Genomic DNA, 24,898 nt, shown 5'->3' with positions numbered 1-24,898 from the left:
GTGCCACCTGCGGTTCCACCTGCCGTCTCGGTACGAAGGCCCGCTCGATGGAACCGGGGGCCGCTGATCGGGGGCGAAGATCATCAGGTACCCTCGCCGCGCCGCGCCACGGTCAGGCGAACCGCTCCGGGTCGCCCGCGCCGACCCGGACGATCTCCGGTTCGCCCTCGGAGAAGTCGACCACCGTGGTCGGCTCGGTGCCGCAGTCACCCGCGTCGACCACCGCGTCGACGGCGTGGTCGAGGCGTTCCTTGATCTCCCAACCCTGGGTCAGCGGCTCGTCGTCGCCGGGCAGCAGCAGCGTGCTCGACAGCAGGGGTTCGCCCAGTTCGTCGAGGAGCGCCCGGGTGACGGGATGGTCGGGAATGCGTACGCCGACGGTGCGCTTGCGGGGGTGCAGCAGTCGGCGCGGCACCTCCTTGGTGGCCGGGAGGATGAAGGTGTACTGGCCCGGGGTGGCCGCCTTCACCGCGCGGAAGACCGCGTTGTCCAGCTGCACGAACTGGCCGAGCTGGGCGAAGTCCCGGCAGACCAGGGTGAAGTGGTGGCCGCTGTCCAGGTGACGGATCTCCCGGATGCGGTCCATGCCGTCCTTGTTGCCGAGTTGGCTGCCGAGGGCGAAGCAGGAGTCCGTCGGGTAGGCGATCAGCCCGTCGCGGCGCAGGAGGTCGACGACCTGCCCGATGATGCGCGGCTGCGGATTGTCCGGGTGCACGTCGAAATACCTGGCCATGACCGGAAGCTTAAAGCGCACCCGGGCTGTCGCCTTGCCGACAGTGCCGCCCGGCGGCAAGGGTTCGACGCCCATCGTTGTCTGTATGAGCGCGCGTGGCTACCCGGACGTGCTCCGGTACCCCGTCATGCCCACCCCGGTACGCATCACCGTGCTCGTCTTCGGGCTGCTGTCGCTGCTGTTCGCCCTGGCCACGGTCCATCGACTGGTCACCGAGGGTGGCTCGCTGGGCGCGGCGGTCTTCTTCGCCGCGATGACGGCCGCCTGCCTGCTGGTGACCACCGCCCTGGCCACCCGCCGGACCTGGGCGCCCTTTCCGGCGTACGCCCTGGCGGGCCTGCTGGCCGCGGCCTCGCTGGGCCTGTTCGGCGCCATCACCTGCGTCGGGGTCGCCCTGCTGGCCTGGGTGCTCTGGGCGCTGAACACCCGGGCCTCCCGCGACTGGTTCGGCCGCCGACACCGACTGCGCTGAGGCGACACCTACTCGGGCGACACCGGTTACGGCGACACCAGGTGATGAGGGCCCCTGCACCCACGGCGTTGACGAGGGGCCCTTCCTTACCGGTGCGGGACTACTCGGCGGCGGTCGTCGGCTCCTCGTCCGCGCTGTCCTCCTCGGCAGCCTTCTCGGCGACCGGCTCCGCAGCGGGGGCGGCGGCCTTCGGGTTGGTCCAGGAGAACTCGATCTCGACCGAGTACTCGTCCTTGCCCTCCTGCTCGATCTCCAGCTCGCAGTTCACCTGGTCGGCCACCGCGAGAGTGCCGGCGGCACCGTAGAAGATCTGCCCGGTCTCCAGCTGGTTGGCCACCTGCCGCAGCCAGGCCGCCAGATCCGCCCGCGACACGGTGCGCTCGTCCTCGTAGATATCCATGCCGACATGCTGGCATTGCCCGTCGCGGCCGTGTCGGCAGGGTGCCGGGACATGCCGGGCGCCTCAGCGGTGCTGCCGGCGGGTGGCGATCGCCTGGCGGGTGGGGCGGCGGACCACGGCGATCCGGTCGCCCCGGGCGCGGATCGAGGTGCGGCCGCCCCGTCGACGGCGGACGGTCAGGTCGACCGTGTACCCGCCGACGCGTACCCCCTCCAGCACGAGGTCGGGTAGCCAGGCGGGCAGGTGCGGGTCGACGAAGACGGTCCGCAACGGCGCGGCGGGACGCAACGCCAGCAGGGCCTGGATCAACGCGATGACCGAACTGGCCGACCACGCCTGCGGCGAGCAGGCGCTCGGATAGACGCCGGGGTGGGGATGGGCGTCGTCGCGGGGCAGCCCGCTGAGCACCTCCGGCAGGCGGTGCTCGGCGAAGAGGGCAGACGCGGCGAACATGCCCTCGGCGAGCCGGTGCAGCTGCTCCCAGCAGCCGTACCGGGCCAGCCCGAGACCGATGGTGCCCGCCTCGACCGGCCAGACGCTGCCCCGGTGGTAGCTGAACGGGTTGTACGCCGGATGCGCGGCGGACAGGGTCCGGACCCCCCACCCGCTGAACATGTCCGGCGCGAGCAGCCGGTCCGCCACCAGGGGCGCGATCCGCGGTGGCACGATCCCGGTGGCCAGCAGGTGACCGTCGTTGGAGTTGACCGACCGTACCGGCCGTTTGTCCGGTCCCAGCGCCATCGCGTAACAGCCCCGATCGGGCAGCCAGAAGGCGCGGTGGAAGCGGCGGCGCAGGGCGGTCGCCCGGCGGGCCAGGCGGGCGGCGACGACGGGATGACCGGCCACGGCGTACGTCCCGGCCGCGTGCCGCAGCGCGGCATACCAGTACGCCTGCACCTCGCTGGTGGCGATCGGGTTCGGCACCACCTGGCCGTGCTCGTCGACGATGGCGGTGTCCGAGTCCTTCCACCCCTGGTTCTTCAGCCCGCCCCGGGACCGGCGGTGGTACTCCAGGAAACCGTCACCGTCGCGGTCGCCGTACCGGTCGATCCAGCTCAGGGCGCGGTCGGCGGTCGGCAGCAACTCCCGTACCGTGTCGAGATCCCCGGTCCAGGCGTAGTACTGGCCGAGGAAGATCAGGAAGTCCGGCGCGGTCGACCAGTCGCCGTGGTAGTGGGTGAACGGATTGACGTTGAGTTCGGACAGCGGTCCCTGGCGCGCCTCGTGCAGCGGTTTGCCGGGCTCCTCGTCGCGCCAGTCGTCGACGCGCCGGCCGAAGTGCCGGGCGTTGAGCCGGAGGCTGTCCGCGAGCATCGTCGGCCCGGCGAGCATGGCCTGCCAGGACGCCGTCATCGTGTCCCGGCCGAAGATCTCCTGGTAGATGGGGAGCCCGGCGATCGGCGCGGTGGGGCCGGCCGGTTCGCCGAGCGGCAGCCCGGCCAGGTCCTCGCGGGCGCACCGCCACGCCGCGGTCACGTCGAAGTTGGTGCTGGTCAGCCGGGCCAGTTCGGCGGTGAGTCGGCGGCGTGCCGAACCGGCGGTGTCGTCCGGCTCGGCGAAGCTGGGCGCGGGCGCGCCGAGTCGCTGACCGTCGAAGACCGGTTCGACGGCCAGGTCGACGCGGTCGACTCCGCCCGGTGGCAGCGTCACGTCGATGTCGAACCCGCCGTCGACGTACCGGATCGGGCCCGACGCCTGGACCCGGATCGCCACCGCCCGGTCCAGCCCGTCGCACTGGTAGGTCATCAGCAGCTCCTGCGCGGCGGGATCCCACCGGGCCTCGACCGTGCCGGACTGGATGCGGCGACCGCTCTCGGCCTCGCTGGTGTCGGCGAAGTCGGCGTCGAGTCGAATCCGCAGCCGCAGGTCCAGGCGCTGGTCGGCGTAGCTGAACAGGGTCAGCCGGGTACGCAGGCCCGCCGCCACGAACCGCTCGACGGCCAGGTACGCCGCCCGTGACGGCAGCACCTCACCGTCACCGAGTTCGGCGTAGGACAACTGGGCGTGCCCCTGCACGGTCGCCGTGCTGAACGGCACCGGTTCCCGACCGTCGACGGTGATCCGTTCGGCGCTGAGCACCCGGGTGTTGCGGGCGAAGAAGCCCTGCGCGCCGACACCGGTGATGCGCCCGCGCACGTCCGTGACCAGGGTGCTCCAGCCGCTGGCCACGTAGAGCAGGTCCGGGCGTACGCGCAGGTTCCGCACGCGGCTCATCCCGACCCCCTGACCTGCTGTGCGGCGCCCGCGAGCGACGGTGGGTGCGCTTGTTACCCCCCTGCGTTCCCGATACACCCGCCCGTGCCGGCCTCGACCCCGCTGGCGCGAGCGGGGGATGCTGTCGGCAGACGACGCCGATCCGGGCGAGCGCGCGGCAGGACAGGGGAGTGGTCGTGGCAGGGGTGTCCCATCCGATCTTCGCCCGGCTCTACGAGCGGTTCAGCGCCCAACTGGACCGGGCCGGGATCGCCGAGCACCGCCGAGCCCTGACGGTCGGCCTGTCCGGCCGGGTGATCGAGGTGGGTGCCGGCAACGGGCGCATGTTTTCGCACTATCCGCCCGAGGTGACCGAGGTTGTCGCCGTCGAGCCGGAACCCCGGCTGCGAGCTGCGGCGGTCACGGCGGCGCGCAGCGCCCCGATCCCGGTCACCGTGGTCGACGGCCTGGCCGAGGCCCTGCCCGGCGCGGACGGCGAGTTCGATGCCGGGGTCCTGGCCCTGGTCCTCTGCACCGTGCCCGACCAGGCTGCCGCGCTCAGGGAACTGCGCCGGGTGCTGCGTCCCGGCGCGGATCTGCGCTTCCTCGAACATGTCGCCGCGCCACCGGGCACCGGGCTACGTCGCGTCCAGCGGCTGGTGGACGCGACCGTCTGGCCGCTGCTGCTGGGCGGTTGCCACACCGGCCGCGACACCGCCGCGGCGATCACCGCCGCCGGCTTCGTCGTCGAGGATCTGCGCCGGTTCCGGTTCCCCGAGACCGGCCCGGTGGGACCGGCCGCCCCGCACATCCGGGGACGGGCCCGAAACCCCGGACCGCGATGAGTCGCCGCCCGCCACGGCCACCCGGACAGCCGTTCGTCTGATTGCGCCCCGTGACTAGGCTGCTGATGCTCAGGCCAGTGCTTCCGGGGGGGGGTAGGGGATGGGCACAGGAATCCTGATGAGCATCGCCGGTGGCGTGTTCTGCCTGCTGGCGGTGCTCGTGCTCGGTTGGGTGCTGGTCGCGTACAACCGGTTGGTCCGTCAGCGCAACCAGGTGCAGGCTTCCTGGGCGCAGATCGACGTCCAGCTCAAACGCCGCTACGACCTGATCCCCAACCTGGTGGAGACCGTCCGGGGTTACGCGACGCACGAGAACGCGGCCCTGACCGGGGTGATCGCCGCCCGCAGCGGGGCGATAGCCGCGGCCGGTGCCCCTGCGGTGGTCCACCGGGCGGAGGCGGAGAACACCCTCACCCAGGCCCTCGGGCGACTGTTCGCCGTCGCCGAGGCGTACCCGGAGCTGAAGGCCAACCAGAACTTCGCGTCCCTGCAAGGCGAGCTGGCCCGTACCGAAGACAAGATCGCGTACGCGCGGCAGTTCTACAACAGCGCGGTGTTGACCTTCAACACGAGTGTGCAGTCCATTCCCACCAACCTGGTCGCGAGCCTCGGTGGGTTCCGGCCGGCGGAGTTCTTCCAGGCCGACGGCGGGGAACGCGCCGCCGTCCAGGTCCGGTACTGACGGCGAGAGCGCACGAGGGGGGCCCGGTTGTTCGTCGATCTCGCGGTGAGCGCGGTGGCACTGGCCGGCTGGTTCGCGGTGTACGGCGCCGTCCGGTTCGCCACCCGACCGGCCAACCCGACACCGGCGCCGGCCACCATGGAACTCGGCGACGAACCACCGGCCCTGGTCAACATGCTGGCCAACCGGTGGACGGTCACCGAGGACGCGGCCGAGGCGACCCTGCTCGACCTCGCGGCCCGCGGCTTCGTCGAGTTGCGCCAGCCCGGCGACGACCCGATGCAGACCACCCTGCACCTGCCCGCCGCACCGCCGGACGAGTCCGGGCTGCGTCCGTACGAACGCCGGGTCCTGGACCGGATGCGGGGTCTGGCCGCCGGCGGGGCGCTGCCGCTGACCGCCCTGACCTTCCGCGACCAGGGCCAGGCCAGGGCGTGGAACAGGCGGTTCCGCGCGGAGGTGGTCGACCACGCGCGGCAGGCCGGGTTGTCCCGGCGGCGTTTCGGCCCGAGGGTGACCGCGATGCTGTCGGCCGCCGCCCTGGTCGCCGGGGTGTTCGTCTGGCTCGCCGTCACCCAGTACGGACTGTCGCACCCGGCGGGGGACACCCGGGGGCTGGCCGCCGGGTTCTTCACCTTCGCCGTGCTGTCCAGCTTCGCCGCAGCGACGCCGGGCGAGCGGGACACCCCCCGGGGCGCCGAGGTGGCGGCGCGGTGGCTGGGGGTGCGGGACTGGCTGCGGGGGCATGAGCAGTTCGCCGACCTGCCCCCGGCCTCGGTGGCGATCTGGGACCGGTACCTCGGCTATGGCGCGGCCCTCGGCACCACCCACCTGACCAGCGCGGTCCTGGACCTGGGCATGGGCGATCGGAACCTGGTCTGGTCGTCGTACGGGGGCACCTGGCACCGGGTCCGGGTCCGCTACCCCCAGCGGTCCCACCAGGGTCGCACCCTGCCGGGACTGCTGCTCAGAGCGGTGGTCCTCGGCGGGGCGGCGATCTTCGTGCTGAGACTCTTCGGCCCGGTGGCCGATCCCACCCCGACCAGCGAGTATCCGGGCGCCCGGGCCTTCTCCCTGGTCATTGTCGGCCTGGTCGTGGTGGCGGGGCTGATGCTGGCCCGGGCCGTCTACACGGCGGTACGCGCGGTGGTGGACCTGTTCACCGAACGCACCATCACCGGCGAGGTGCTCTGGGTGCAGGTGTGGAAGTCGACCGCGCACGGGAAGAACATGCCGTCCCGGCCCTGGCTGTACCACCTGGCGGTGGACGACGGCAGCGGCGATCGCACCACCGCCTGGGGGCTGCCGAGTCAGTGGGCCGGGGACTGCCACGACGGGGACACCGTGACCATCCGGGTGCGGCCCTGGTCCCGACGGGTCGTCGCGTTCGCGGTGGTGGGCCACGGTCGATCCCGGAACCTGGCCGAACCGGTCATCCACCCCAGCGAGATGGCGGCCGCGACGGGTGCCGAATCGCCCGCGTACCTGATCACCCCGGAAGAGATCGGCCAGGCGCTGGGCGTGGCGGTGCACGCCCCCGAGGCGGTCGAGCTGCCCGGCCCGTTCACCGGGGTGCAGTTCCGGGCGGCCGGCGATGGCCAGCCGGTGCTCACCATCCAGGCGGTCTCCGGTACGGCGGCACAGTGGATCTGGCGGCTCAACACCCGAGGTCAGGAAGTGCCCGGGGTGGGCGACGGGGCGTACCTGCTCGGCGAGCGGGCCGTCCTGCGTCTCGGTGACCGTACGCTGCTGGTGACCCTGCTCGGCGCCGCCCGGTCCAGGACGGCCAGCCTGCCGTGGCTGCTGACCCAGGCCGCCACCCGGGCCTCGGCGGACCGACCCGAGACCACCGGCTGAGCGGGTACCTCGCACCACAACGGCACGGTCGCGGGGCGTCGAGGTCCGTGAGTGTCTTGACTTTTGCCATCTATGCAAAAAGATAGATGCGTCTTGGCCAAAGCTGCGCCGTCGTGAGGATGAACTGATGCGTCGTTGCCCTCGGACCACGGTGCGGGTCACCTCGGGCCTGCTCGCCCTGCTGCTCGCCACGGCGGTCACCCTGCTCGCCGACACGACCCCGGCGGCGGCGCACGGCAACCTGGCGATGTCCACCCCGAAGGCCGACGCAACGGTGAGCGAGCCACTGACCACGGTGCAGCTCTACTTCACCGAGCAGGTGGTGCCGAACGCCTACTTCGCGGTCACCGCGCCGGGCGGTACCCGGGTCGACAACGGCTGGTCGCACGGGCAGCCCCGGCAACTCGACCGGCCGGTGCGCGAGTACTTCCTGGTCGACGGCACCTTCCAGCCGCGTGAGTACACGACCGGTTTCCCGGCGGTGGTGAACCTGGCACACCTGCCGGCCAAGGGTCGGTACACGGTCAGCTACCTGTCGGTGGCCTCCGACGGCGAGGCAGTACGCGGGACGATGAGCTTCCGCTACACCGGGGCGGTGACCCCGGCCCCGGCCGGCTGGCGTCCGCCCACCGACCAGCCGGACCCGGCCCTGGTCGCCGCCGCCGACCAGCACGGACACGACAGCGAACCGTCACCCGCCTCCGCCGCCCCGCCGGCCTCGGCCCCGCCGGCCGCCGCACCGGCACCGACCTCGGACGGCGGCCCCGGCGCCGGGACCTGGATCGCTGTGACGATCGCCGTCGCCGCTGTCCTGATCGGACTGCTCGTCTGGCGTCGTCCGGTGATCGTCGGTCGGCTGCTCGGGCGAGCGGAGCGCACCCCGCAGCGCGCTCGCGGCTCCCGCAAGGCAACGAAGAACGCGCCGTCCCGCTCGGCCGCACCAGCCGGCCGGACCCGGTCGGGCTCCGCGACCAAGGCCCGACCCGGCACGACCGACCGACGGCGTACGACCGCCGTCGCGGCGGCCCGCTCCGGCGGCGAGGCCGTCACCGCCGGCGCCGCCGCGACTGCACCCTCGACGGCACCGTCGACGGTGCAGGGTGACGAGCCGCCGTCGGTCGATCGGTCGAGCAACACCCGGCTGGCGCTGCTCGTCAGCGGGTTGGTGGTCGCGCTGCTGGCCGGATTCGGCCTCGGTCGCCTCGGTGGCGGCGAGCAGCCGGCGGTGACCGACGCGCGGCCGGGCGGCCTCAGCGTGCCGGCCGCCGGCTCGGCCACCGACGGGCACCAGCATCCGCCGGGCACCGGAGCACACGCACACACCGGTGACGGCGGCGACCAGGTCGCCGGGGCGTGGGTCAGCGCCGCCGGGTACACCCTGCAACCGGTGCAGCGGTCCCAGCCGCCCGGCGTACGGGTGGACTACCAGTTCCGCATCGTCGACGGCAACCGGCAGCCGGCGACCGACTTCGCGGTCGTGCACGACAAGCCGCTGCACCTGATCGTGGTCGGTCGTGACCTCAGCGGCTACCAGCATCTGCACCCGAGCATGGGCCCGGACGGCGTGTGGACCGTGCCGCTGGAGCTGCCCCGGGCCGGTGACTACCGCCTCTACGCCGACTTCTCCGTCACCACCGCCGAGGGCCGGCAGCTGCCGCTGGTGCTCGGCGTCGACCATCACGTGCCCGGCGTCTACACACCGGCACAGCTGCCCGCACCGGAGCCTAAGGCCACCGCCGGGCCGTACACGGTGTCGATGGAAGGTACGCCGACCATCGGACTGAGCGCCCCGATCGTGCTGCGGGTCGCCGGGGCCCCCGGGCCGGCGCAGTTGGAGCCCTACCTCGGCGCGTACGGGCACCTGGTCGTGGTGCGCGAGGGTGACCTGGGCTATGTGCACGTTCACCCCGAACCGGAGCTGGTCGACGGGGCGGTCACGTTCTGGCTGACCGTGCCGAGCGCCGGACGGTACCGTGCCTTCTTCGACTTCCAGATCGGCGGGACGGTGCACACCGCCGACTACACGCTTGACCTGAGCTGACCGCCTCGACGTCCACTGTGTCGGCCCTCGCGCGCCGCCGCGTCGACCACAGGGCACTGCGCCCGTCTGATCGGAAGCGGGCCGTGGGAGCGCTCACATCGGACCTTCCGGGAGATGTTGCTTGAAGATTTCAAGCAAGTATCGAGCAGGGTCTTGACGATCGTTGTTAGCGCTAACACGATTAGGGTCCCCGTCACGCTCGCGTCTGGAGCTCGCTATGCAAGTGTCCGTCGCCGCTGCCTCCGACCCCCGTCCCGCGTCCGGACCGCCTCGCCCCACCACCTCGTTACGCACCGTCGCACGCGCCGCGACCCGCCTCGTGACCGCGCTGCGGCCGCGTCGCCGTGGCCTCGCGTTGGCCGCCGTCGGTGCGCTGGTCGGTGCCGGCGCGGTCGTCCCCGGCGCCGCACACGCTGCCGAGCCCTGGTCGCCCCGCCCGTCGTACACCTCGACGGACCGGGGTGACGGCACCTACACCGTGCCGCTGCTGCGCTCCGACGTACCGGACATCAGCGTGGAGCGGGTGCCGGCCGCCGAGAACGACGAGGGCCGGGACATCTACTACATGATCAGCACCACCATGCACCTGAGCCCGGGTGCGCCGATCATGAAGTCCTACGACCTGGTCAACTGGGAGATCGTCAACTACGTCTTCGACCGGGCGAACATCGGCGACTCGTTCTCGCTGCGCAACGGCCAGAACTCGTACGGGCAGGGCCAGTGGGCCTCGTCGCTGCGCTACCACGACGGCATGTTCTACGTCGCCTTCAACACCAACAACCTGGGCGGCGCGTACATCTACCGCACCGACGACATCGAGAACGGCGCGTGGCAGCGTACGGCGCTCGGCCGAGGACTGCACGACCCATCGCTCTTCTTCGACCACGACGGTACGCCGTACATCTTCTACGGCAACGGCAACATCAGCGCCGTACGCCTCAACGCCGGGCTGACCGCCATCGTGGCGGAGTACCCGAACGTGTTCACCGCCAACGACTACGCCGGCCAGCCGTTCATCGGCGGCCTCTTCGAGGGCGCACAGTTCTACTACATCGACGGCCACTACTACGCGGTCATCATCACCTGGCCCTCCGGCCAGGGCCGCCAGGTGGTCATGCTCCGCTCGCCGGAACTGCTCGGCCGGCACACCGCCCCCGGCGGGGTGAACACCTGGCAGGCGCGCGGCGTGCTCAACTCCAACGGCTTCGCCCAGGGCAGCCTGGTGCCGATCGCCCGACCCGGCGGCGCCACCGACTGGTACGGCATGTTCTTCCGGGACACCTTCCCGATCGGGCGTATCCCGGCGCTGATCCCCGCCACCTGGTCCGACGGCTGGCCGACGTTCGGCACGAACGGTGTGGTGCCGGTCGAGGGCGCGTTCGACAAGCCGATCCGGCTCAGCCCTGCGGAGGAACTGTTCGAGCGGCAGAAGAGCATCGTCGTCTCCGACGACTTCGCCAACGACGCGCCGCACAAGGCGTACATGGACGAGCAGTGGACGATCCCGACGCCGCCGGCCGTCGACGAGTCGCTGATCGGCGTCGAACTGCTGACCAACGCCGGCTTCGAGTCCGACGAGGTGTCGCCCTGGGCCGCGCAGTTCGGTGCGACCCTGACCCGGGACACCGCCGACCCGGCGACCGGCTCGGCGGCGTTGAAGGTCAGCGACCGTACCCTCAACGGCTCCGGCCCGAACCAGTACCTCGCCGGCAAGTTGCAGCACGGGGTCACCTACACCGTCTCCGCGAAGATCAAGTACACCTCGGGCCCGAGCAGCGTCCGGTTCAACCTGGTCGCCGACTGGGGCTCGGGCGTGCAGGTGATGACCTTCGGTAACGTCCCGGCGGGGCAGTGGACCACCGTCACCGGCCAGTACACCCTGCCGGCCTCGGCGAACGTGAGCAACGTCAAGTTCGCGGTGGAGACGCCGTGGGCCAACCCGCAGCCGGCCTCGTCCAGCGTGGAATACCTGCTCGACGACGTGTCGATCATCGGGCAGCGCTCCACCACCGAACACCCGACCGAGGCCGAGATCCGGCCCAACGGGTCGCGGCTGGACATGGCCTGGGAGTGGAACCACGCCCCGGACAACCGGTACTGGTCGCTCACCGACCGCGAGGGCTGGCTGCGGCTGACCACCGGCAAGGTGGTGACCGGCAACTACATCTACACCAAGCTGTCCAACCGGGCCGAGCTGGCCTGGTTCGAGGAGGCCCGCAACACGCTGTCGCAGCGGACGTTCGGCCCCCGGCAGTCCGCCGAGACCAGGATGGACATCTCCCGGATGCGCGACGGTGACGTCGCCGGGCTGGCCGCCTACAACCGGGGCTTCTCGTACGTGGCGGTCAAGCGGGCCGGTGGGGTGAACACCCTCGGCGTGGTCAACCGGGGCCAGCCCTTCGCCGTCGACCTCAACCAGTCGACGCTGGAGAACTTCCTGCCCGGCACCACCGTCGCGCTGGGCGACGCCACCGAGGTGCACGTCAAGGCCGACCTGGACTTCGCCGCGCCGACCGGGCAGCTGTGGACCACCTTCCACTACAGCCTGGACGGGTTGACCTGGACGCAGTTGGGCAACCGGGTCGGTCCGCAGGCCCTCGACGGCAGCCTCGCCCACTTCATGGGTCACCGGGTGGGCCTGTTCAACTACGCGACCCAGCAGACCGGTGGACAGGTCGACTTCGACCACTTCCTGCTCAGTGACACCCTCACCGCGCAGAACCGGCCGTTGGACACCACCGCGCTCGACGCGGCCATCGCGTACGCCGGCACGCTCGACGAGGCGCAGTACCCGGCCGACGCCTGGGCCGCGATGCGGGCCGCGCTCGCCGCCGCGACCACGGCCCGGGCCGGCGAGTTCGGCACCCAGAACCAGATCGACGCGCCGGAACGGGCCCTGAGCTACCAGCTCGCCCGGCTCGGCGTGCTGCGCGCCGCCACCCCCGAGCTGCCGGTCACCGTCAGCGCACAGACCCGGTGCGTCGCCGGCAAGGTCTACCTGGCGGTGCAGGCCCGCAACGACCACGACGGGCCGGTCGACGTGGTCGTCCAGACCGCGTACGGCGAGCGCAGCTTCCCGGCCGTCGCGTCGGGTGCCAACGCGTACCAGCAGTTCACCACCCGGGCGACCGCCATCCCGGCCGGTACCGCGACCTTCCGGGTCACCGGCACGGTCGACGGTCGGGACGTGACCACCGTCCGCACCGCGGATCACGCCGCCACCACCTGCGGCGGCTGACCCCAAGCTGCCCCGGGGCCGGACCCACGCCGGCCCCGGGGCCCCGTCCCACGTTGAAGGAGGGCATTTCGTGACACCACATTTGCGAAGGGCGACCCGTCGCCGGGCCACCGCGATCGCGGCTGCCGGCGTGCTGCTGGCCGGCTTCGTGTCGGCGGCGCCGGTCCAGGCCGCCGACACGAACCTCATCGTCAACGGCGGCTTCGAGGAGGGCTTGACCGGCTGGTTCGTCAACAACGGCAACGCCACCGACGCCGCCACGCTCACCCCCACCACCGACGCCTACTCCGGTGCGACAGCGGTGCACGTCACCAACCGGGCGACCACCGGCTCCGGTCCGATGCAGGATCTCTCCGGCAAGGTCCAGGCCGGCCAGACGTACGCGCTCAGCGCCCGGATCAAGTACGACAACCCGGAGTCACCGGGTACGAAGCAGTTCTTCGCCACCATGCACTACGGCGGCGGCACCTACACCAACCTGGTCAGCGTGACCGCGACCCGGGGACAGTGGGCCCACTTCAACGGCCAGTTCACCATCCCGGCCAGCCAGGGCGTGTCGACGGCCCGGCTGTTCTTCGAGACGCCGTGGACCAGCAACCCGGCCAGTGACCCCAACCTGCACCTGATGGACTTCACGCTCGACGACGTCTCGGTGGTCGGCGCCCCGCCGCCCCCGCCGGCGTCGAAGACCATCGAGGTGGTCGGCAAGCTGCCCGGCGAGCACAACCCGTTGATCGGGCACAAGTTCGGTGCCGACGGGTACGGCTTCGTCCACGACGGCCGGGTGTACATGTACATGACCAACGACACCCAGGGCTACGCGCCGAACCCGACCACCGGCGTCTCGCCGGGCATCAACTACGGCGACATCAACCAGATCACCGTGATCTCCACGACGGACATGGTCAACTGGACCGACCACGGTGAGATCCCGGTCGCCGGCCCCAACGGTGTCGCGCCGTTCACCAACAACTCGTGGGCGCCCGGCATGGCCAAGAAGGTCGTCAACGGCCAGGAAAAGTTCTTCCTCTACTACGCCAACGGTGGCGGCTCCAGCAACGTGATCACGGGTGCGTCGCCGATCGGCCCGTGGACCAGCGAGCGCACCAGCACCCTGATCGACGGCCGTACCCCCGGTGCCGAAGCGGTCGCCTGGAAGTTCGACCCGGCGCCGTTCGTCGACGAGGACGGCGAGCCGTACCTCTACTTCGGTGGCGGTCCCGCGTCGACGAGCATGCCGGCGGCCGAGCGGTTCAACAACCCGAAGAACCTGCGCGCGATCAAGCTGGGCGACGACATGGTGTCGACCGAGGGCACCGCGGCCGTGGTGGACGCCCCGGTGGCGTTCGAGGCCGCGCAGGTGTTCAAGCGCGACGGCAGGTACTACCTGTCGTACTCGTCGCACTTCGGTGGCAGCGACTTCGGTGGCAACCAGACGCCGCTGCCCGGCTACCCCGGTGGCGGCCAGATCGGCTACATGATCTCCGACGACCCGATGTCGTGGCCCAAGGAGACCTACGCCGGGGTGCTGTTCCCGAACCAGTCGCAGTTCTTCGGCTCCGGCACCGGCGGCAACAACCACCAGTCGGTCTTCGAGTACGAGGGCAAGTACTACTTCACGTACCACGCGCCGACGCTGAACAAGCGGATCAACGGCAACACCACGCAGGGCTACCGCAGCCCGCACATCCAGGAACTGGCCTTCAACGCCGACGGCACGATCCAGCAGGTGGTCGGCACGTACGCGGGCGTCGAGCAGGTCCGTGACTTCGATCCGTACCGGGTGTTCGAGGCGGAGACCTTCGGCTGGAGCAAGGGCATCGCCACCACCAAGGTCGACGGTGGCTCCGCCGAGTTCGGTGGCTCCGCGCCGAACCTGGTCGTCCGTGACATCGACAACGGCGACTGGACGGCGCTGTCGTCGGTGAACTTCGGCGCCGGTGCCGGCACCGTGACCGCCAAGGTGCGCCCGCTGGCGGCCGACGGCCAGATCCAGGTCCGGCTCGACGAGGTCGGCGGGCCGGTGGTCGCCACCATCGCGGTCGACGGCGCCATCGGCGAGTGGACGGAGCTCTCCGCCCAGCTCGACGGTGTCTCCGGCGTGCACGACGTCTACTTCACCTACAGCGGCCCCGCCGGCGCCGACCTCTTCGAGCTCGACACCTGGCAGTTCACCGCCGCTGCCGCCGAGCTGCCGGTGACCGCCACCGCGCAGACCCGGTGCATCGGCGGCACCGTGTACCTGGCGGTGCAGGCCCGCAACGACCACGACGGGCCGGTCGCCATCGAGCTGGAGACCGCGTACGGTAAGCGCTCGCTGTCCGCCGTGGCGGCGGGGGCGAACGCGTTCCAGCAGTTCAACACCCGCACGGCGACGCTCGCGGCCGGAACGGCGACGGTCCGGGTCACCGGCTCGATCGACGGTCGGACCGTGACCACGACCCACACCGTGAACCACCCGGGCGCCACCTGCGGCGCCTGACACTACGGGCAGAAACGGAGCATTCAATGGACACAGGCAAACGCAAGCGGCTGCTGGCGGCCGGTGCCGCTGTCGGTCTGCTGGCCGGCGCGGTGGCGGTGGGCTCGCCCGCCTTCGCCGAGCCGGGTGACGATGCCGGGGTGGAGGTGACCGTGGAGATCGAGGAGATCCGGGAGCCGGGTGTCCTCGCCATGACGGTCGCCGCCGACTCGGTGCTGCTGTCGGAGGACGGGTCGACGCTGCTGGTCCGCCAGTTCACCGGCACCCTGCCGACGGTGACGGTCACCGACACCCGTACGCCCGACGAGGTACCGGCCGGTGCCGCCTGGGCCGTGCTGGGCAGCGCCACCGACTTCGTCGGCGACGCCGACCAGGCGCCGATCGGTGCCGGTCACCTGGGCTGGAAACCGAAGCTGATCGACGGTGGGGACACCGGTCTGGTCAGTGAGGGTGAAGAGGTCGTCACCGTGTTGGACGAGCCGACCCAGCCGGGTAACAACGTGGGTCTGGTCGACCAGGAACTGCTGGTCTCGACCTTCGACTCGGGTGCGGTCGCCGGTGGCGAGTACACCGTCGACGCGGATCTGTTCCTGCGGACTCCGGCGGATGTCGAGGCTGGTGCGTACACCTCGACGCTGACCCTGTCCCTGTTCGAGTGAGTCGGTGGGGGCCGCCGCCCGGCGGCCCCCACCCCCCGCCCGAATCCGGTCCCGGACCGACGAAACCAACAGGGGCCCGACCACGTCAGATCGGGCATGACAACCTCACGCTACGGGCGACTGGCCGTTCTCCCCCTGCTGTTGCTGGCGTCGGCGGCCTGCGGCCAGCAGGCCGGCGCCGACGGTGCCGGGGACTCCGGCGCTCCCGAGAAGTCCTACTCCGCCGACACCGTGGTGTTCCGGATGGACCACGTCGGCGGGTTCACCACACCCGCCATGCTGGCGACCCGGCTACCCGCCGTCAGCGTCTACGGCGACGGGCGGGTGATCACCCAAGGGCCGGTCACCCTGGCCTATCCCGGCCCGGCCCTGCCCAACCTCCAGGTCGGCACCATCAGCACCGCCGAACTGGAGAACCTGATCAAGGCGGCCCGGGAGGCCGGCGTGGGCGGCGTGAGCGACCTGGGCAGCCCGCCGGTCAGCGACGTGCCCTCCACCCGGTTCACCGTCTTCGACGGCACCCGGACCGAGCAGCTGGAGGTGTACGCGCTCGAGGTGGGCGCGGACCCCGGCGCGGGTGCCGGCCAGGGTGTGACCGCCGATCAGCAGGCCGCCCGGGACAAGCTGCGCGCCTTCGCCGAATCCCTGACTGCAGAAACCGGCCCGCTGGGCAAGGCGACCACGGACACCCAGGCGTACGCGCCGACCGCTGTGGCCGCTGTCGCCGAGGACTACGTGACCAACTCCGAGGTCGGCGACCAGCCCGAGGTGGCCTGGCCGGGTCCGGCGCTGCCCGGCGCCCAGCTGAGCAAGGACCTGGGCCTGAGCTGCGTCACCGCCACCGGCGACCAGGCCAAGCAGGTGCTGGCCGCTGCCGCCACCGCCAACGCGGCCACCCCCTGGAGCTCCGAGGGCAGGCAGTGGACCGTCCACCTGCGGCCGCTGCTGCCCGACGAGACCGACTGCGGCGACCTCGCCAGCAAGCGCTGACGACCGATCGGGCGGTCGGGCGCTGACCCGACCGCCCGAGCAGACCTCGACTAGGCTGCACCGCGATGAACCCGCCCTCGCGCATCCTGGTCTACGGAGTTCACGGATCCGGCAAGTCCACCCTGGCCCACCTGCTCGCCCAGCGTCTCGGCCTGCCCTGGTACCCGGTCGACGACCTGCTCTGGGAACCGCGCTGGGTGGAGGTGCCGGTCGCCGTGCAACGCAGCCGGATCGAGGCGATCTGCCGCCGCGAGCGGTGGATCCTCGACGGCGCCTACCACGGCTGGCGGGACGTACCGCTGGCCCGCGCCGACCTGGTCATCGGCCTGGACTATCCGCGCGGGCTCTCCTTCCGGTGGCTGCTGCGGCGCACCATGAACCGGCTCTCCACCGGCGAGATCATCTGCAACGGCAACCGCGAGTCGCTGAGCAGCGTGCTGTCCTGGGACTCCGTGCTGCGCTGGCACCTCACCGAGTACGGCAAGGAACGCCGACGGATGCGGGCCTGGCATCAGGACTCCTCCGGGCCTCCCGTGCTGCTGTTCGACACCCCGCAGGCCCTGGAACGTTGGCTGGCCGGCCTGCCCCGCTGAGCCGCGCGCCGCTCACAGCCCCTGTTCCCGAGCCATGCTGATCGCCTGTGCCCGGTCGGCGACCTGGAGCTTGGCGAAGATGTTGGAGACGTGGTTGCGGACGGTCTTGGTGCTCAGCCCGAACCGCGCCGCGATCTGCGGATTGGTCAGATGCTGCGCGATAAGCGTGAGGATCTCCCGCTCCCGGGCGGTGAGTTCGGGAAAGGCGGGCTCGTTGCGGGCCAGTCCGGCGAAGTAGCCCATCAGCCGGGTGGCGATGGCCGGACCGAAGATCGCCTCACCGTCGGCCACCACCCGTACCGAGCGGATGATCTCCTGTCGACGGGCGCCCTTGAGCACGTAGCCGCGTGCCCCGGCCCGCAGCGCGGCGAAGACCGAATCGTCGTCGTCGGCCATGGACAGGATCAACACCCGCACATGCGGACTCATCCGGACCAGCCGCTCGGTCGCCGCGATGCCGCCCATGCCGGGCATGGTCAGGTCGAGCAGCACCACGTCGGGCTGGAGACGACCCGACACGGCCAGCGCCTCCTCGCCACTGGCCGCCTCACCGCACACCTCGATGTCGGCACTGGTGGCCAGCAACGCCCGCAGTCCCGCCCGGAACGGTGCGTGATCGTCGACCAGCAGTACCCGGATCTGATCCATCGGTCCCCTTCGTGCCGGTGAGCAGGGTGGCGGTCACCTCGGTACCGCCACCCGGTGTCGAGGTGACGACGCAGGAACCACCGAGTTCCTCGGCCCGTTCCCGCATCGAGTGCATGCCGACGCCGTCGGGTCGGCCCGGCCGGCGGCCGCATCCGTCGTCGCGTACCCGAAGGTGCAACATCCCGTGCTCGACCCACAGGCGCAGTTCGACCGTGTCGGCCCGGGCGTGCCGGCGGGCGTTGTTCAGCGCCTCCACCGCGATCAGGTACGCGGCGACCTCGGCGGCGGCCGACAGCGGAGGCAACGTCGCCGGCACGTCGACGAGCACCCGCGGCCCGTCGGCCGGCCCGGTCGCGACATGTGACCGCAGCGCCGCCGCCAGATCCATGGTGTCCAGTGCGGGTGGCCGCAGGCCGTTGACCAGCCGTCGCACGTCGGCCACGGCGGTACGGGCGTCGACCACGATCTCCTCCAGCAGCCGCTGCGTCGCCGCACCCGGCCCGAGTTCCTGAGCCGCCTCGGCGCGCATGGTCAGCCCGGCCAGGGTAGGCCCGAGACCGTCGTGCAGATCCCGCCGCAACCGCCGACGTTCCTCCTCGCGGGCCAGCACCAACTGTTCGCGGGAACGTTGCAGGTCGGCGGCGAGGGACTGGGCCCGGTCGAGGGTGCGGACCGCCTGCACGGCGACGCCGATGTGTCGGGCCAGGTCACGCAGCAGCCGCAGCTCCCGAGCACCGAGCGCGCTCTCCCCGGCCCGAGGGCCGAGCAGTAGGTGACCGACCGGCTCACCGGCGGCCAGCGGCAGCCGCACCGGCTCGGCCGGTGGCACCCCCAACCGGTACGACCAGCCGTCCACAGTGGCGATCTCCACGTAGGACAGTTGTAGCGCTTCGCGTACGGTTGCGGTGCTGGTGGCGAGGACGGCGGCGGCGTCCTGGGTCTGTTCCAGCCGCTGACCGAGCCGGGCCAGGACCGCGTACGGGTCGTCGCGTTCGCCGTACACCAGCAGGTTGACCCGCCGTTGCAGCCAGTGCCGCAGCGGGGCGACGAGCAGCGCGGCCGCCGCCGCCCCGACGAACGAGACCGGCAGGCTGGCCGAGGCGTCGAAACCGGCCCCGAGCAGGCCGACGACCAGCACGTACGTGCCTCCGACGGCCGTCGACAGGGCGACGAACACGGCGGTACGGCTGATCAGCAGATCGATGTCGAACAGCCGGTGCTGCCGGATGGCGATGCCGATCGCGATCGGGATCAGCGCGCCACTGATCCCGCCGGCCAGATCCCAGAACACGCTGCCGTACGGGAACAGCCCGGGACGCCCGTCGGTCGACCCGGCCACCAGTCGGGCGGCCACCACCGTGACCGCCAGCGCCACCGCGTACCCGAGCCACTTGACCTGCTGGCGGCGCACCCCGCGGACGCGGCGCGCCTGCCAGGCGAGCGTCGCGCCCGCCGCCAGGAAGACCAGTGCGCTGGTCAGCGTGGCCGCGCCGGCGGTCAGGTCGGCGATCGGTTGCCAGCCCGCGACACCCAGCGGATTGACCGCGCCGACCGGTGCGACCTGTTCGTTGGCCCCGGGCCGCAGCGCGCCGGTGACCATCGCCGCCGCGCCGGTGACCAGCACCACCCAGATCGCCGGCCGCCACGTCGGCGACGGCGGCCGACCGTCGGGGAAGAACACCGGGATCAGCGCCATCGCCGCGTTGCCGGGCACCCAGAGCCAGTTCTGCGGCCAGGCCAGCGCGGCGGCCAGCGGCAGCGAGCCGGGTGCCACGACGAGCCCGTGCGCCGCGTACTGGCCGCACGCCTCCTGCAAGGCGAAGCAGAACCCACTGGTCAGGGCCAGCCAGCCGATCGGGTGCTCCGGGCGACGCGCGGCGACCGTCGCGCCGACGACCGCGTTCGTCACCACCAGGAACAGATGAGTGACGTCGTTGACCGCGGCGCGGTTGAGCACGGCCAGCCCGACGGCGGCGGCGGACAGCAGCAGCGTGGCGACGCACACCGGCCAGGCCGCCCGGCGCGCCCAGCCGAGGCGTACGTCGTGGCCCGGGTGCGTCGGCACGTCGGCCCGCTCGCTGGCCGTGCGGTGGCTGGTCATCGCGCCGCCGACACTAGCCGCCCCGTCCGGCCCGGTGGATCGGACGACCGGCCCGGCATCTCGAACGTCATGCCGAGCCGGCCGGCGTGATCCGGGCGGTTGCACGCTCAGCTCCGCCCGGGCACCGTACGTTGACCGAACGCCAGCGCGAGCCCGGCCACGATCGTCCAGATCCCGGCGGGCACCAGCGCGATGTACTGCACCGGCGTCAGCTGGGTGGCGGCGATCAACACGGCGGTCACCGCGCTGAAGACCGCGAACCATCGGCTCACCGAGCCGTGCCGCAACCCGCCGACCGCGACCGCGCCGGCGGTCAGCCCGATGCCGCCCCAGAGCCAGGTCATGGTGGCGACGATGGTCAACTGCGGGGCGATCACGTCGGGGTCGTACTGCTCGGCCGCGCCGAGGGCGAAGAACAACTCCGTCGAGATGCCGCCCCCGACGACCAGCCCGACCAGCACCAGCCCGACACCCGTCGCGGCCAGCGCCGGCACCAGGCTGTCGGCCGGCTCCTGTGCTGCCAGGTACCGCCGGAGCCCGGCGGCGAAGACCGCCAGGCAGACGATGACGACCACGGTCACCACCTGGTGCGCCCAGACGTAGCCGGTGCGCTCGCCCAGTGCGGCGACGTAACCGGCGTTGTCGGCCCGGAACTCCTCGGCGGGCGCGGTGAGCGTGGCCGTGGCGAAGATGCCGACCAGCCCGACCAGACCACCGACCGTGCCGAAGATCGCCCAGGCCCGTCTCGGGCGTACGGTCTGCGGTGGCGCCTCGGTCGGGTCGGCCGTTGTCGTGGCGGGATGCATGGGTGGTTACCTCCTCGGTCTGCGGACACTCCGGCACCGACCCTGCCGACCACCCGTCCCGGACCACATGGGTCACCCGGTCCCGACCGCCCGGGATCTCACCCGGGACACCGACGATCCGGCGCGCGGAGTGACCAGGTCGACGCCCGGTTCCGCCCCGAACCGGCCGTCGAGCACCGCCCCGGCCGAGATTTCTTCTTGACTCATTCCAGAAAAGCGGCAAGACTGCACGGCATGCCGACCTCCGGGGATCTCGAACAGCTGCTGCGTGACGCGGCGCTGCGCGTGACCCGTCCCCGGGTGGCGGTGCTCAACGCGGTGTACGCGCAACCGCACGCCGACACCGAATCGATCATCACCGCGGTGCGTCGGGATCTGCCCAACGTGTCCCATCAGGCCGTCTACGACGTCCTCCGCGCGCTGACCGCGGCGGCCCTGGTACGGCGCATCGAGCCCTCCGGCTCGGTGGCCCGCTACGAGGCGCGGGTCGGTGACAACCATCACCACGCCGTCTGCCGCTCGTGTGGCCTGATCGCCGACGTGGACTGCGCCGTCGGAACGGCACCCTGCCTCACCGCCTCCGACGACCACCGCTTCGCGATCGACGAGGCCGAGGTCATCTACTGGGGCCTGTGCCCCGACTGTTCGACCGCCCAGAGTTCCTGAACCACCCGTTTCCGCAATCCTGGAAGGATCCCCGTGGCTGAGAAGCACGACGCAGTCGTAGGAGACATGCAATCGGAGGAGAGCGAGGGTCGCTGCCCGGTCACGTCCGCGCGCGCCCCGCACCCCACCCAGGGCGGGGGAAACCGCGAATGGTGGCCCAACCGGCTCAACCTGAAGATCCTCGCGAAGAACCCCGCGGTGGCCAACCCCCTCGGTGCGGACTTCGACTACGCCGAGGCGTTCAAGAGCCTGGACCTGCCCGCCGTCAAGCGGGACATCGCCGAGGTGCTGACCACCTCGCAGGACTGGTGGCCGGCCGACTACGGCCACTACGGCCCGTTCATCATCCGGATGGCGTGGCACAGCGCGGGCACCTACCGCATCAGTGACGGCCGTGGTGGCGCCGGCGCCGGTCAGCAGCGCTTCGCCCCGCTGAACAGCTGGCCGGACAACGCCAACCTGGACAAGGCCCGCCGCCTGCTCTGGCCGGTCAAGAAGAAGTACGGCAAGAACCTCTCCTGGGCCGACCTGATGATCCTCGCCGGCAACGTGGCGCTGGAGACGATGGGCTTCGAGACCTTCGGCTTCGCCGGTGGCCGGGCCGACGTCTGGGAGCCCGACGAGGACGTCTACTGGGGCCCCGAGTCCACCTGGCTCGGCGACGAGCGCTACACCGGTGACCGGGAGCTGGAGAACCCGCTCGCCGCGGTCCAGATGGGCCTCATCTACGTCAACCCGGAAGGCCCGCACGGCAGCGGTGACCCGCTCGCCGCGGCCCGCGACATCCGGGAGACGTTCCGCCGGATGGCGATGAACGACGAGGAGACCGTCGCGCTGATCGCCGGCGGCCACACCTTCGGCAAGACCCACGGCGCCGCCGACCCGAACAAGTACGTCGGCCCCGAGCCCGAGGGCGCGTCGCTGGAGGAGCAGGGCCTGGGCTGGCGCAACACCTTCGGCACCGGCAACGCCGGCGACACCATCACCAGCGGTCTCGAAGGCGCCTGGACGAACACCCCCATCGCCTGGGACAACAGCTTCTTCGAGATCCTCTTCGGCTACGAGTGGGAGCAGACCCGCAGCCCCGCCGGCGCCATCCAGTGGAAGCCGAAGGACGGCGCCGGCGCCGGTACCGTCCCCGACGCCCACGACCCGACGCGCAGCCACGCCCCGACCATGCTCACCACCGACCTCTCGCTGCGGGTGGACCCGGTCTACGAGCAGATCTCGCGGCGGTTCCTGGCCAACCCGGCCGAGTTCGCCGACGCCTTCGCCCGGGCCTGGTTCAAGCTGACCCACCGCGACATGGGCCCGATCCAGCGCTACCTCGGCCCGGAGGTCCCCAGCGAGACGCTGATCTGGCAGGACCCGCTGCCGCCGGTGACCCACGAACTGGTCGACGCCGAGGACATCGCCGCCCTCAAGCAGCAGATCCTCGACTCCGGGCTCTCCGTGGCCCAGCTGGTCTCCACCGCCTGGGCGTCGGCGTCGACGTTCCGGGGCAGCGACAAGCGGGGCGGCGCCAACGGTGCCCGGATCCGCCTGGAGCCGCAGAACGGCTGGGAGGTCAACAACCCCGACGAGCTCGCTCAGGTGCTGCGCACCCTGGAGGGCATCCAGGCGTCGTTCAACGCCGCCCAGACCGGTGGTAAGCAGATCTCGCTGGCCGACCTGATCGTGCTGGCCGGCTCGGCCGCCGTCGAGCAGGCCGCCCGCAACGCCGGGGTCGACGTCGAGGTGCCGTTCACCGCCGGGCGTACGGACGCCTCGCAGGAGCAGACCGACGTGGAGTCCTTCGCCGCGATGGAGCCCACCGCCGACGGGTTCCGCAACTACCTCGGCAAGGGCAACCGCCTGCCGGCCGAGTTCCTGCTGATCGACAAGGCCAACCTGCTGAACCTCAGCGCGCCCGAGATGACGGTGCTGGTCGGTGGCCTGCGGGTGCTCGGTGCCAACTACCAGCAGTCGAAGCTGGGTGTGTTCACCGCGACCCCCGGAGTCCTGACCAACGACTTCTTCGTCAACCTGCTCGACCTGGGTACGGCGTGGAAGTCGACCTCCGAGGACGCGAACACCTTCGAGGGTCGGGACCTCGCCACCGGTGAGGTCCGCTGGACCGGCACCCGCGCCGACCTGGTCTTCGGCTCGAACTCCGAGCTGCGGGCGCTGGCCGAGGTGTACGCCAGCGACGACGCGCGCGAGAAGTTCGTGCACGACTTCGTCGCCGCCTGGGCGAAGGTGATGGAGCTGGACCGCTTCGACCTCGCCTGATCCACCCTCGACGCCCAGGTCGGCCCGTCTCCGGGCCGCCCTGGGCGTCACCCTTTCCGGCGCAAGGTCTACTCCGGTGCGCCGAGAACGATCGGCGTGCCCAACTCGGGCAGCGGCTCCAACCAGGCCAGGTGACCGTCGGCGACGGCGATCCTCCGGCTCCCGGCGGCGTCGGTGGCGGTCAGTCCGTAGCCGGCCCGACCGGAGGGCGCGATGAGCTGATCGTCCTCCAAGGCGAGATGCAGCATCGGCCCGTCCGCCCCGAAGGCGGCCACCCCCGCGTCGAAGGCCGGACGACGGTCGACGGGCACATGGATCCGGGTCGCGGTGTGCACCACCAGGCGTGGCAGCCCGGCGGGAAGGGATGCCGCGACCTCGGCACCGATGTTCGCGACGTCACCGCGCAGCACCCGCGGCGGATCGTCGGCCACCACCCGCATCGCCTCGGCCAACAACGCCGCCTGATGCGCGTTCTCCGGCCACACAAGGGCGCGCAGCCAGGCCCGGTCCTCGGGGTCGGTGAGATCGGGCGGATCGAGGTCGACCCCCACGACATCGGCGACGACCGGCAGCCGGTCAAGATCGGGCAGCAACCGGCCGTCCGACACGTCGACCCGGATATGCACCCGACTCCCGCCACGAGGCGACCATCGGCCACCGGCCGCAGGGTCGTCTGCGCGGTCGCCCACGCCGACAGTGCTGTCGCCCACGCTGAAGGTGCGGTCGCCCACGCTGAAGGCGTACCGGTCGGCGCGCAGGTTCAGACCCGCGCTGCACCCCACCTCGACGACGCAGACCGGTGCCGCCGTGGCACTGCGCAGCAGCGCCAACCCGAGCCGGGTCACCAGGGACCGCTGCACGTGGTTGGTCTGCACCAGCCGGGTGGCCAGGATCGCCGCGATCCGGTCGGCATGCGCGAGGCAGAATCGGGTGAAGGCCCGCCCGGTGTCCGCGTCGACCGGCCGGGCCCGCGCACCGACGACCGACGGATAGTACGCGGCCAGCGGATCGGTCACGCCGTCCAGCAGCAACTGGTGCACGGCACCGAAGAGCGCGAACGTCGGCTGCTGACCCGGGCGGGTACGCGCCGCCAACTCGACCAACGCCGGCTCGTCCGCCACCACGGCGAGCAGATGCCGGTACAGCGGCGAACTGTCGAACCCCCGCGCCGCCCGAAACACCTCCGCCGTCCCCGCACCCCCCATTCCCCGACTCTATCCG

General features: G+C 71.6%; 20 protein-coding genes. 12 read left to right on the top strand and 8 right to left on the bottom strand.

Translation table 11 applies throughout. The annotated features are described in order from the left end of the window. Positions 1–112 precede the first annotated feature (112 nt). Positions 113–733 carry an L-threonylcarbamoyladenylate synthase gene (locus JMF97_RS19075; protein WP_013734627.1) on the bottom strand — a complete coding sequence of 207 codons (621 nt, stop codon included), beginning with the start codon at positions 731–733 and terminating at the stop codon, positions 113–115. Positions 734–818: 85 nt separating this feature from the next. Between JMF97_RS19075 and JMF97_RS19070 the strand changes: the two genes are divergently transcribed. Next, the gene (locus tag JMF97_RS19070; RefSeq protein WP_203222768.1) at positions 819–1,205 is read left to right on the top strand and encodes a hypothetical protein; all 387 of its coding nucleotides are present in this window, start codon (positions 819–821) and stop codon (positions 1,203–1,205) included. Between the two features lie 100 nt (positions 1,206–1,305). Here JMF97_RS19070 and JMF97_RS19065 read toward each other — a convergent pair whose 3' ends face one another. Together JMF97_RS19065 and JMF97_RS19060 are read right to left on the bottom strand one after the other, a co-directional pair. Next, positions 1,306–1,605, bottom strand: coding sequence for an amphi-Trp domain-containing protein (locus JMF97_RS19065; RefSeq protein ID WP_203222767.1), 300 nt, complete (start codon positions 1,603–1,605; stop codon positions 1,306–1,308). 63 nt (positions 1,606–1,668) lie between these two features. Then, positions 1,669–3,819, bottom strand: coding sequence for an amylo-alpha-1,6-glucosidase (locus JMF97_RS19060; RefSeq protein ID WP_203222766.1), 2,151 nt, complete (start codon positions 3,817–3,819; stop codon positions 1,669–1,671). Between the two features lie 176 nt (positions 3,820–3,995). Here JMF97_RS19060 and JMF97_RS19055 point away from each other — a divergent pair, with 176 nt between their 5' ends. The 9 genes from JMF97_RS19055 (at position 3,996) to JMF97_RS19015 (ending at position 17,185) form a co-directional block, all read left to right on the top strand. Continuing rightward, a complete protein-coding gene (locus JMF97_RS19055) occupies positions 3,996–4,643 on the top strand; it encodes a class I SAM-dependent methyltransferase (protein WP_307816988.1) in 648 nt (215 codons plus the stop codon). Positions 4,644–4,761: 118 nt separating this feature from the next. Continuing rightward, positions 4,762–5,325 carry a LemA family protein gene (locus JMF97_RS19050; RefSeq protein ID WP_203222764.1) on the top strand — a complete coding sequence of 188 codons (564 nt, stop codon included), beginning with the start codon at positions 4,762–4,764 and terminating at the stop codon, positions 5,323–5,325. Between the two features lie 27 nt (positions 5,326–5,352). Further along, positions 5,353–7,182: a DUF2207 family protein gene (locus tag JMF97_RS19045; protein WP_203222763.1), complete on the top strand. Its 1,830-nt coding sequence runs from the start codon at positions 5,353–5,355 to the stop codon at positions 7,180–7,182. 127 nt (positions 7,183–7,309) lie between these two features. Further along, positions 7,310–9,223 carry a copper resistance CopC family protein gene (locus JMF97_RS19040; RefSeq protein ID WP_203222762.1) on the top strand — a complete coding sequence of 638 codons (1,914 nt, stop codon included), beginning with the start codon at positions 7,310–7,312 and terminating at the stop codon, positions 9,221–9,223. 217 nt (positions 9,224–9,440) lie between these two features. Further along, positions 9,441–12,461: a beta-xylosidase family glycoside hydrolase gene (locus tag JMF97_RS19035; protein WP_238359600.1), complete on the top strand. Its 3,021-nt coding sequence runs from the start codon at positions 9,441–9,443 to the stop codon at positions 12,459–12,461. 70 nt (positions 12,462–12,531) lie between these two features. Beyond that, on the top strand, positions 12,532–14,943 hold the full coding sequence (locus tag JMF97_RS19030) for a family 43 glycosylhydrolase (protein ID WP_203222761.1): 2,412 nt from the start codon (positions 12,532–12,534) through the stop codon (positions 14,941–14,943). Between the two features lie 26 nt (positions 14,944–14,969). After that, a complete protein-coding gene (locus JMF97_RS19025) occupies positions 14,970–15,602 on the top strand; it encodes a hypothetical protein (protein ID WP_203222760.1) in 633 nt (210 codons plus the stop codon). Between the two features lie 96 nt (positions 15,603–15,698). Then, positions 15,699–16,592, top strand: a complete 894-nt coding sequence (locus JMF97_RS19020; protein WP_013734614.1) for a hypothetical protein — start codon at positions 15,699–15,701, stop codon at positions 16,590–16,592. 65 nt (positions 16,593–16,657) lie between these two features. Next, complete coding sequence (locus tag JMF97_RS19015) at positions 16,658–17,185, top strand: P-loop NTPase family protein (protein WP_013734613.1); 528 nt, start codon at positions 16,658–16,660, stop codon at positions 17,183–17,185. A gap of 12 nt (positions 17,186–17,197) precedes the next feature. Here the strand turns inward: JMF97_RS19015 and JMF97_RS19010 are convergent, their stop codons facing one another. The 4 genes from JMF97_RS19010 to JMF97_RS31800 all read right to left on the bottom strand — a co-directional run bounded on the left by JMF97_RS19010 (position 17,198) and on the right by JMF97_RS31800 (position 20,947). Then, positions 17,198–17,833, bottom strand: a complete 636-nt coding sequence (locus tag JMF97_RS19010) for a response regulator (protein WP_102655796.1) — start codon at positions 17,831–17,833, stop codon at positions 17,198–17,200. Then, on the bottom strand, positions 17,733–19,934 hold the full coding sequence (locus JMF97_RS19005) for a sensor histidine kinase (RefSeq protein WP_203222759.1): 2,202 nt from the start codon (positions 19,932–19,934) through the stop codon (positions 17,733–17,735). Before JMF97_RS19005 ends, JMF97_RS19010 begins: the two co-directional genes overlap by 101 nt. 107 nt (positions 19,935–20,041) lie before the next feature. After that, a complete protein-coding gene (locus JMF97_RS19000) occupies positions 20,042–20,740 on the bottom strand; it encodes a hypothetical protein (protein WP_203222758.1) in 699 nt (232 codons plus the stop codon). 72 nt (positions 20,741–20,812) lie between these two features. Next, positions 20,813–20,947 (bottom strand): hypothetical protein, encoded by a 135-nt coding sequence (locus JMF97_RS31800; protein WP_273543876.1) that lies wholly within the window; start codon positions 20,945–20,947, stop codon positions 20,813–20,815. A 27-nt stretch (positions 20,948–20,974) separates the two neighbouring features. On the opposite strand from JMF97_RS31800, the gene JMF97_RS18995 reads away from it, so the two are divergent. Both JMF97_RS18995 and katG read left to right on the top strand, forming a co-directional pair. After that, positions 20,975–21,406: a Fur family transcriptional regulator gene (locus JMF97_RS18995; protein WP_203222757.1), complete on the top strand. Its 432-nt coding sequence runs from the start codon at positions 20,975–20,977 to the stop codon at positions 21,404–21,406. Between the two features lie 66 nt (positions 21,407–21,472). Then, entirely contained in the window at positions 21,473–23,677 is a 2,205-nt protein-coding gene (gene katG / locus JMF97_RS18990) for a catalase/peroxidase HPI (protein ID WP_203222756.1), read from the top strand. A gap of 68 nt (positions 23,678–23,745) precedes the next feature. Here katG and JMF97_RS18985 read toward each other — a convergent pair whose 3' ends face one another. Further along, positions 23,746–24,882 (bottom strand): DUF2332 domain-containing protein, encoded by a 1,137-nt coding sequence (locus JMF97_RS18985; RefSeq protein ID WP_203222755.1) that lies wholly within the window; start codon positions 24,880–24,882, stop codon positions 23,746–23,748. Positions 24,883–24,898: the final 16 nt, after the last annotated feature.

Source organism: Micromonospora fiedleri (assembly GCF_016774385.1).
Lineage (GTDB): Bacteria > Actinomycetota > Actinomycetes > Mycobacteriales > Micromonosporaceae > Micromonospora > Micromonospora gifhornensis.
Note: the sequence above shows the minus strand (reverse complement) of the source record. Positions and strands in the feature narration are given on the sequence as shown.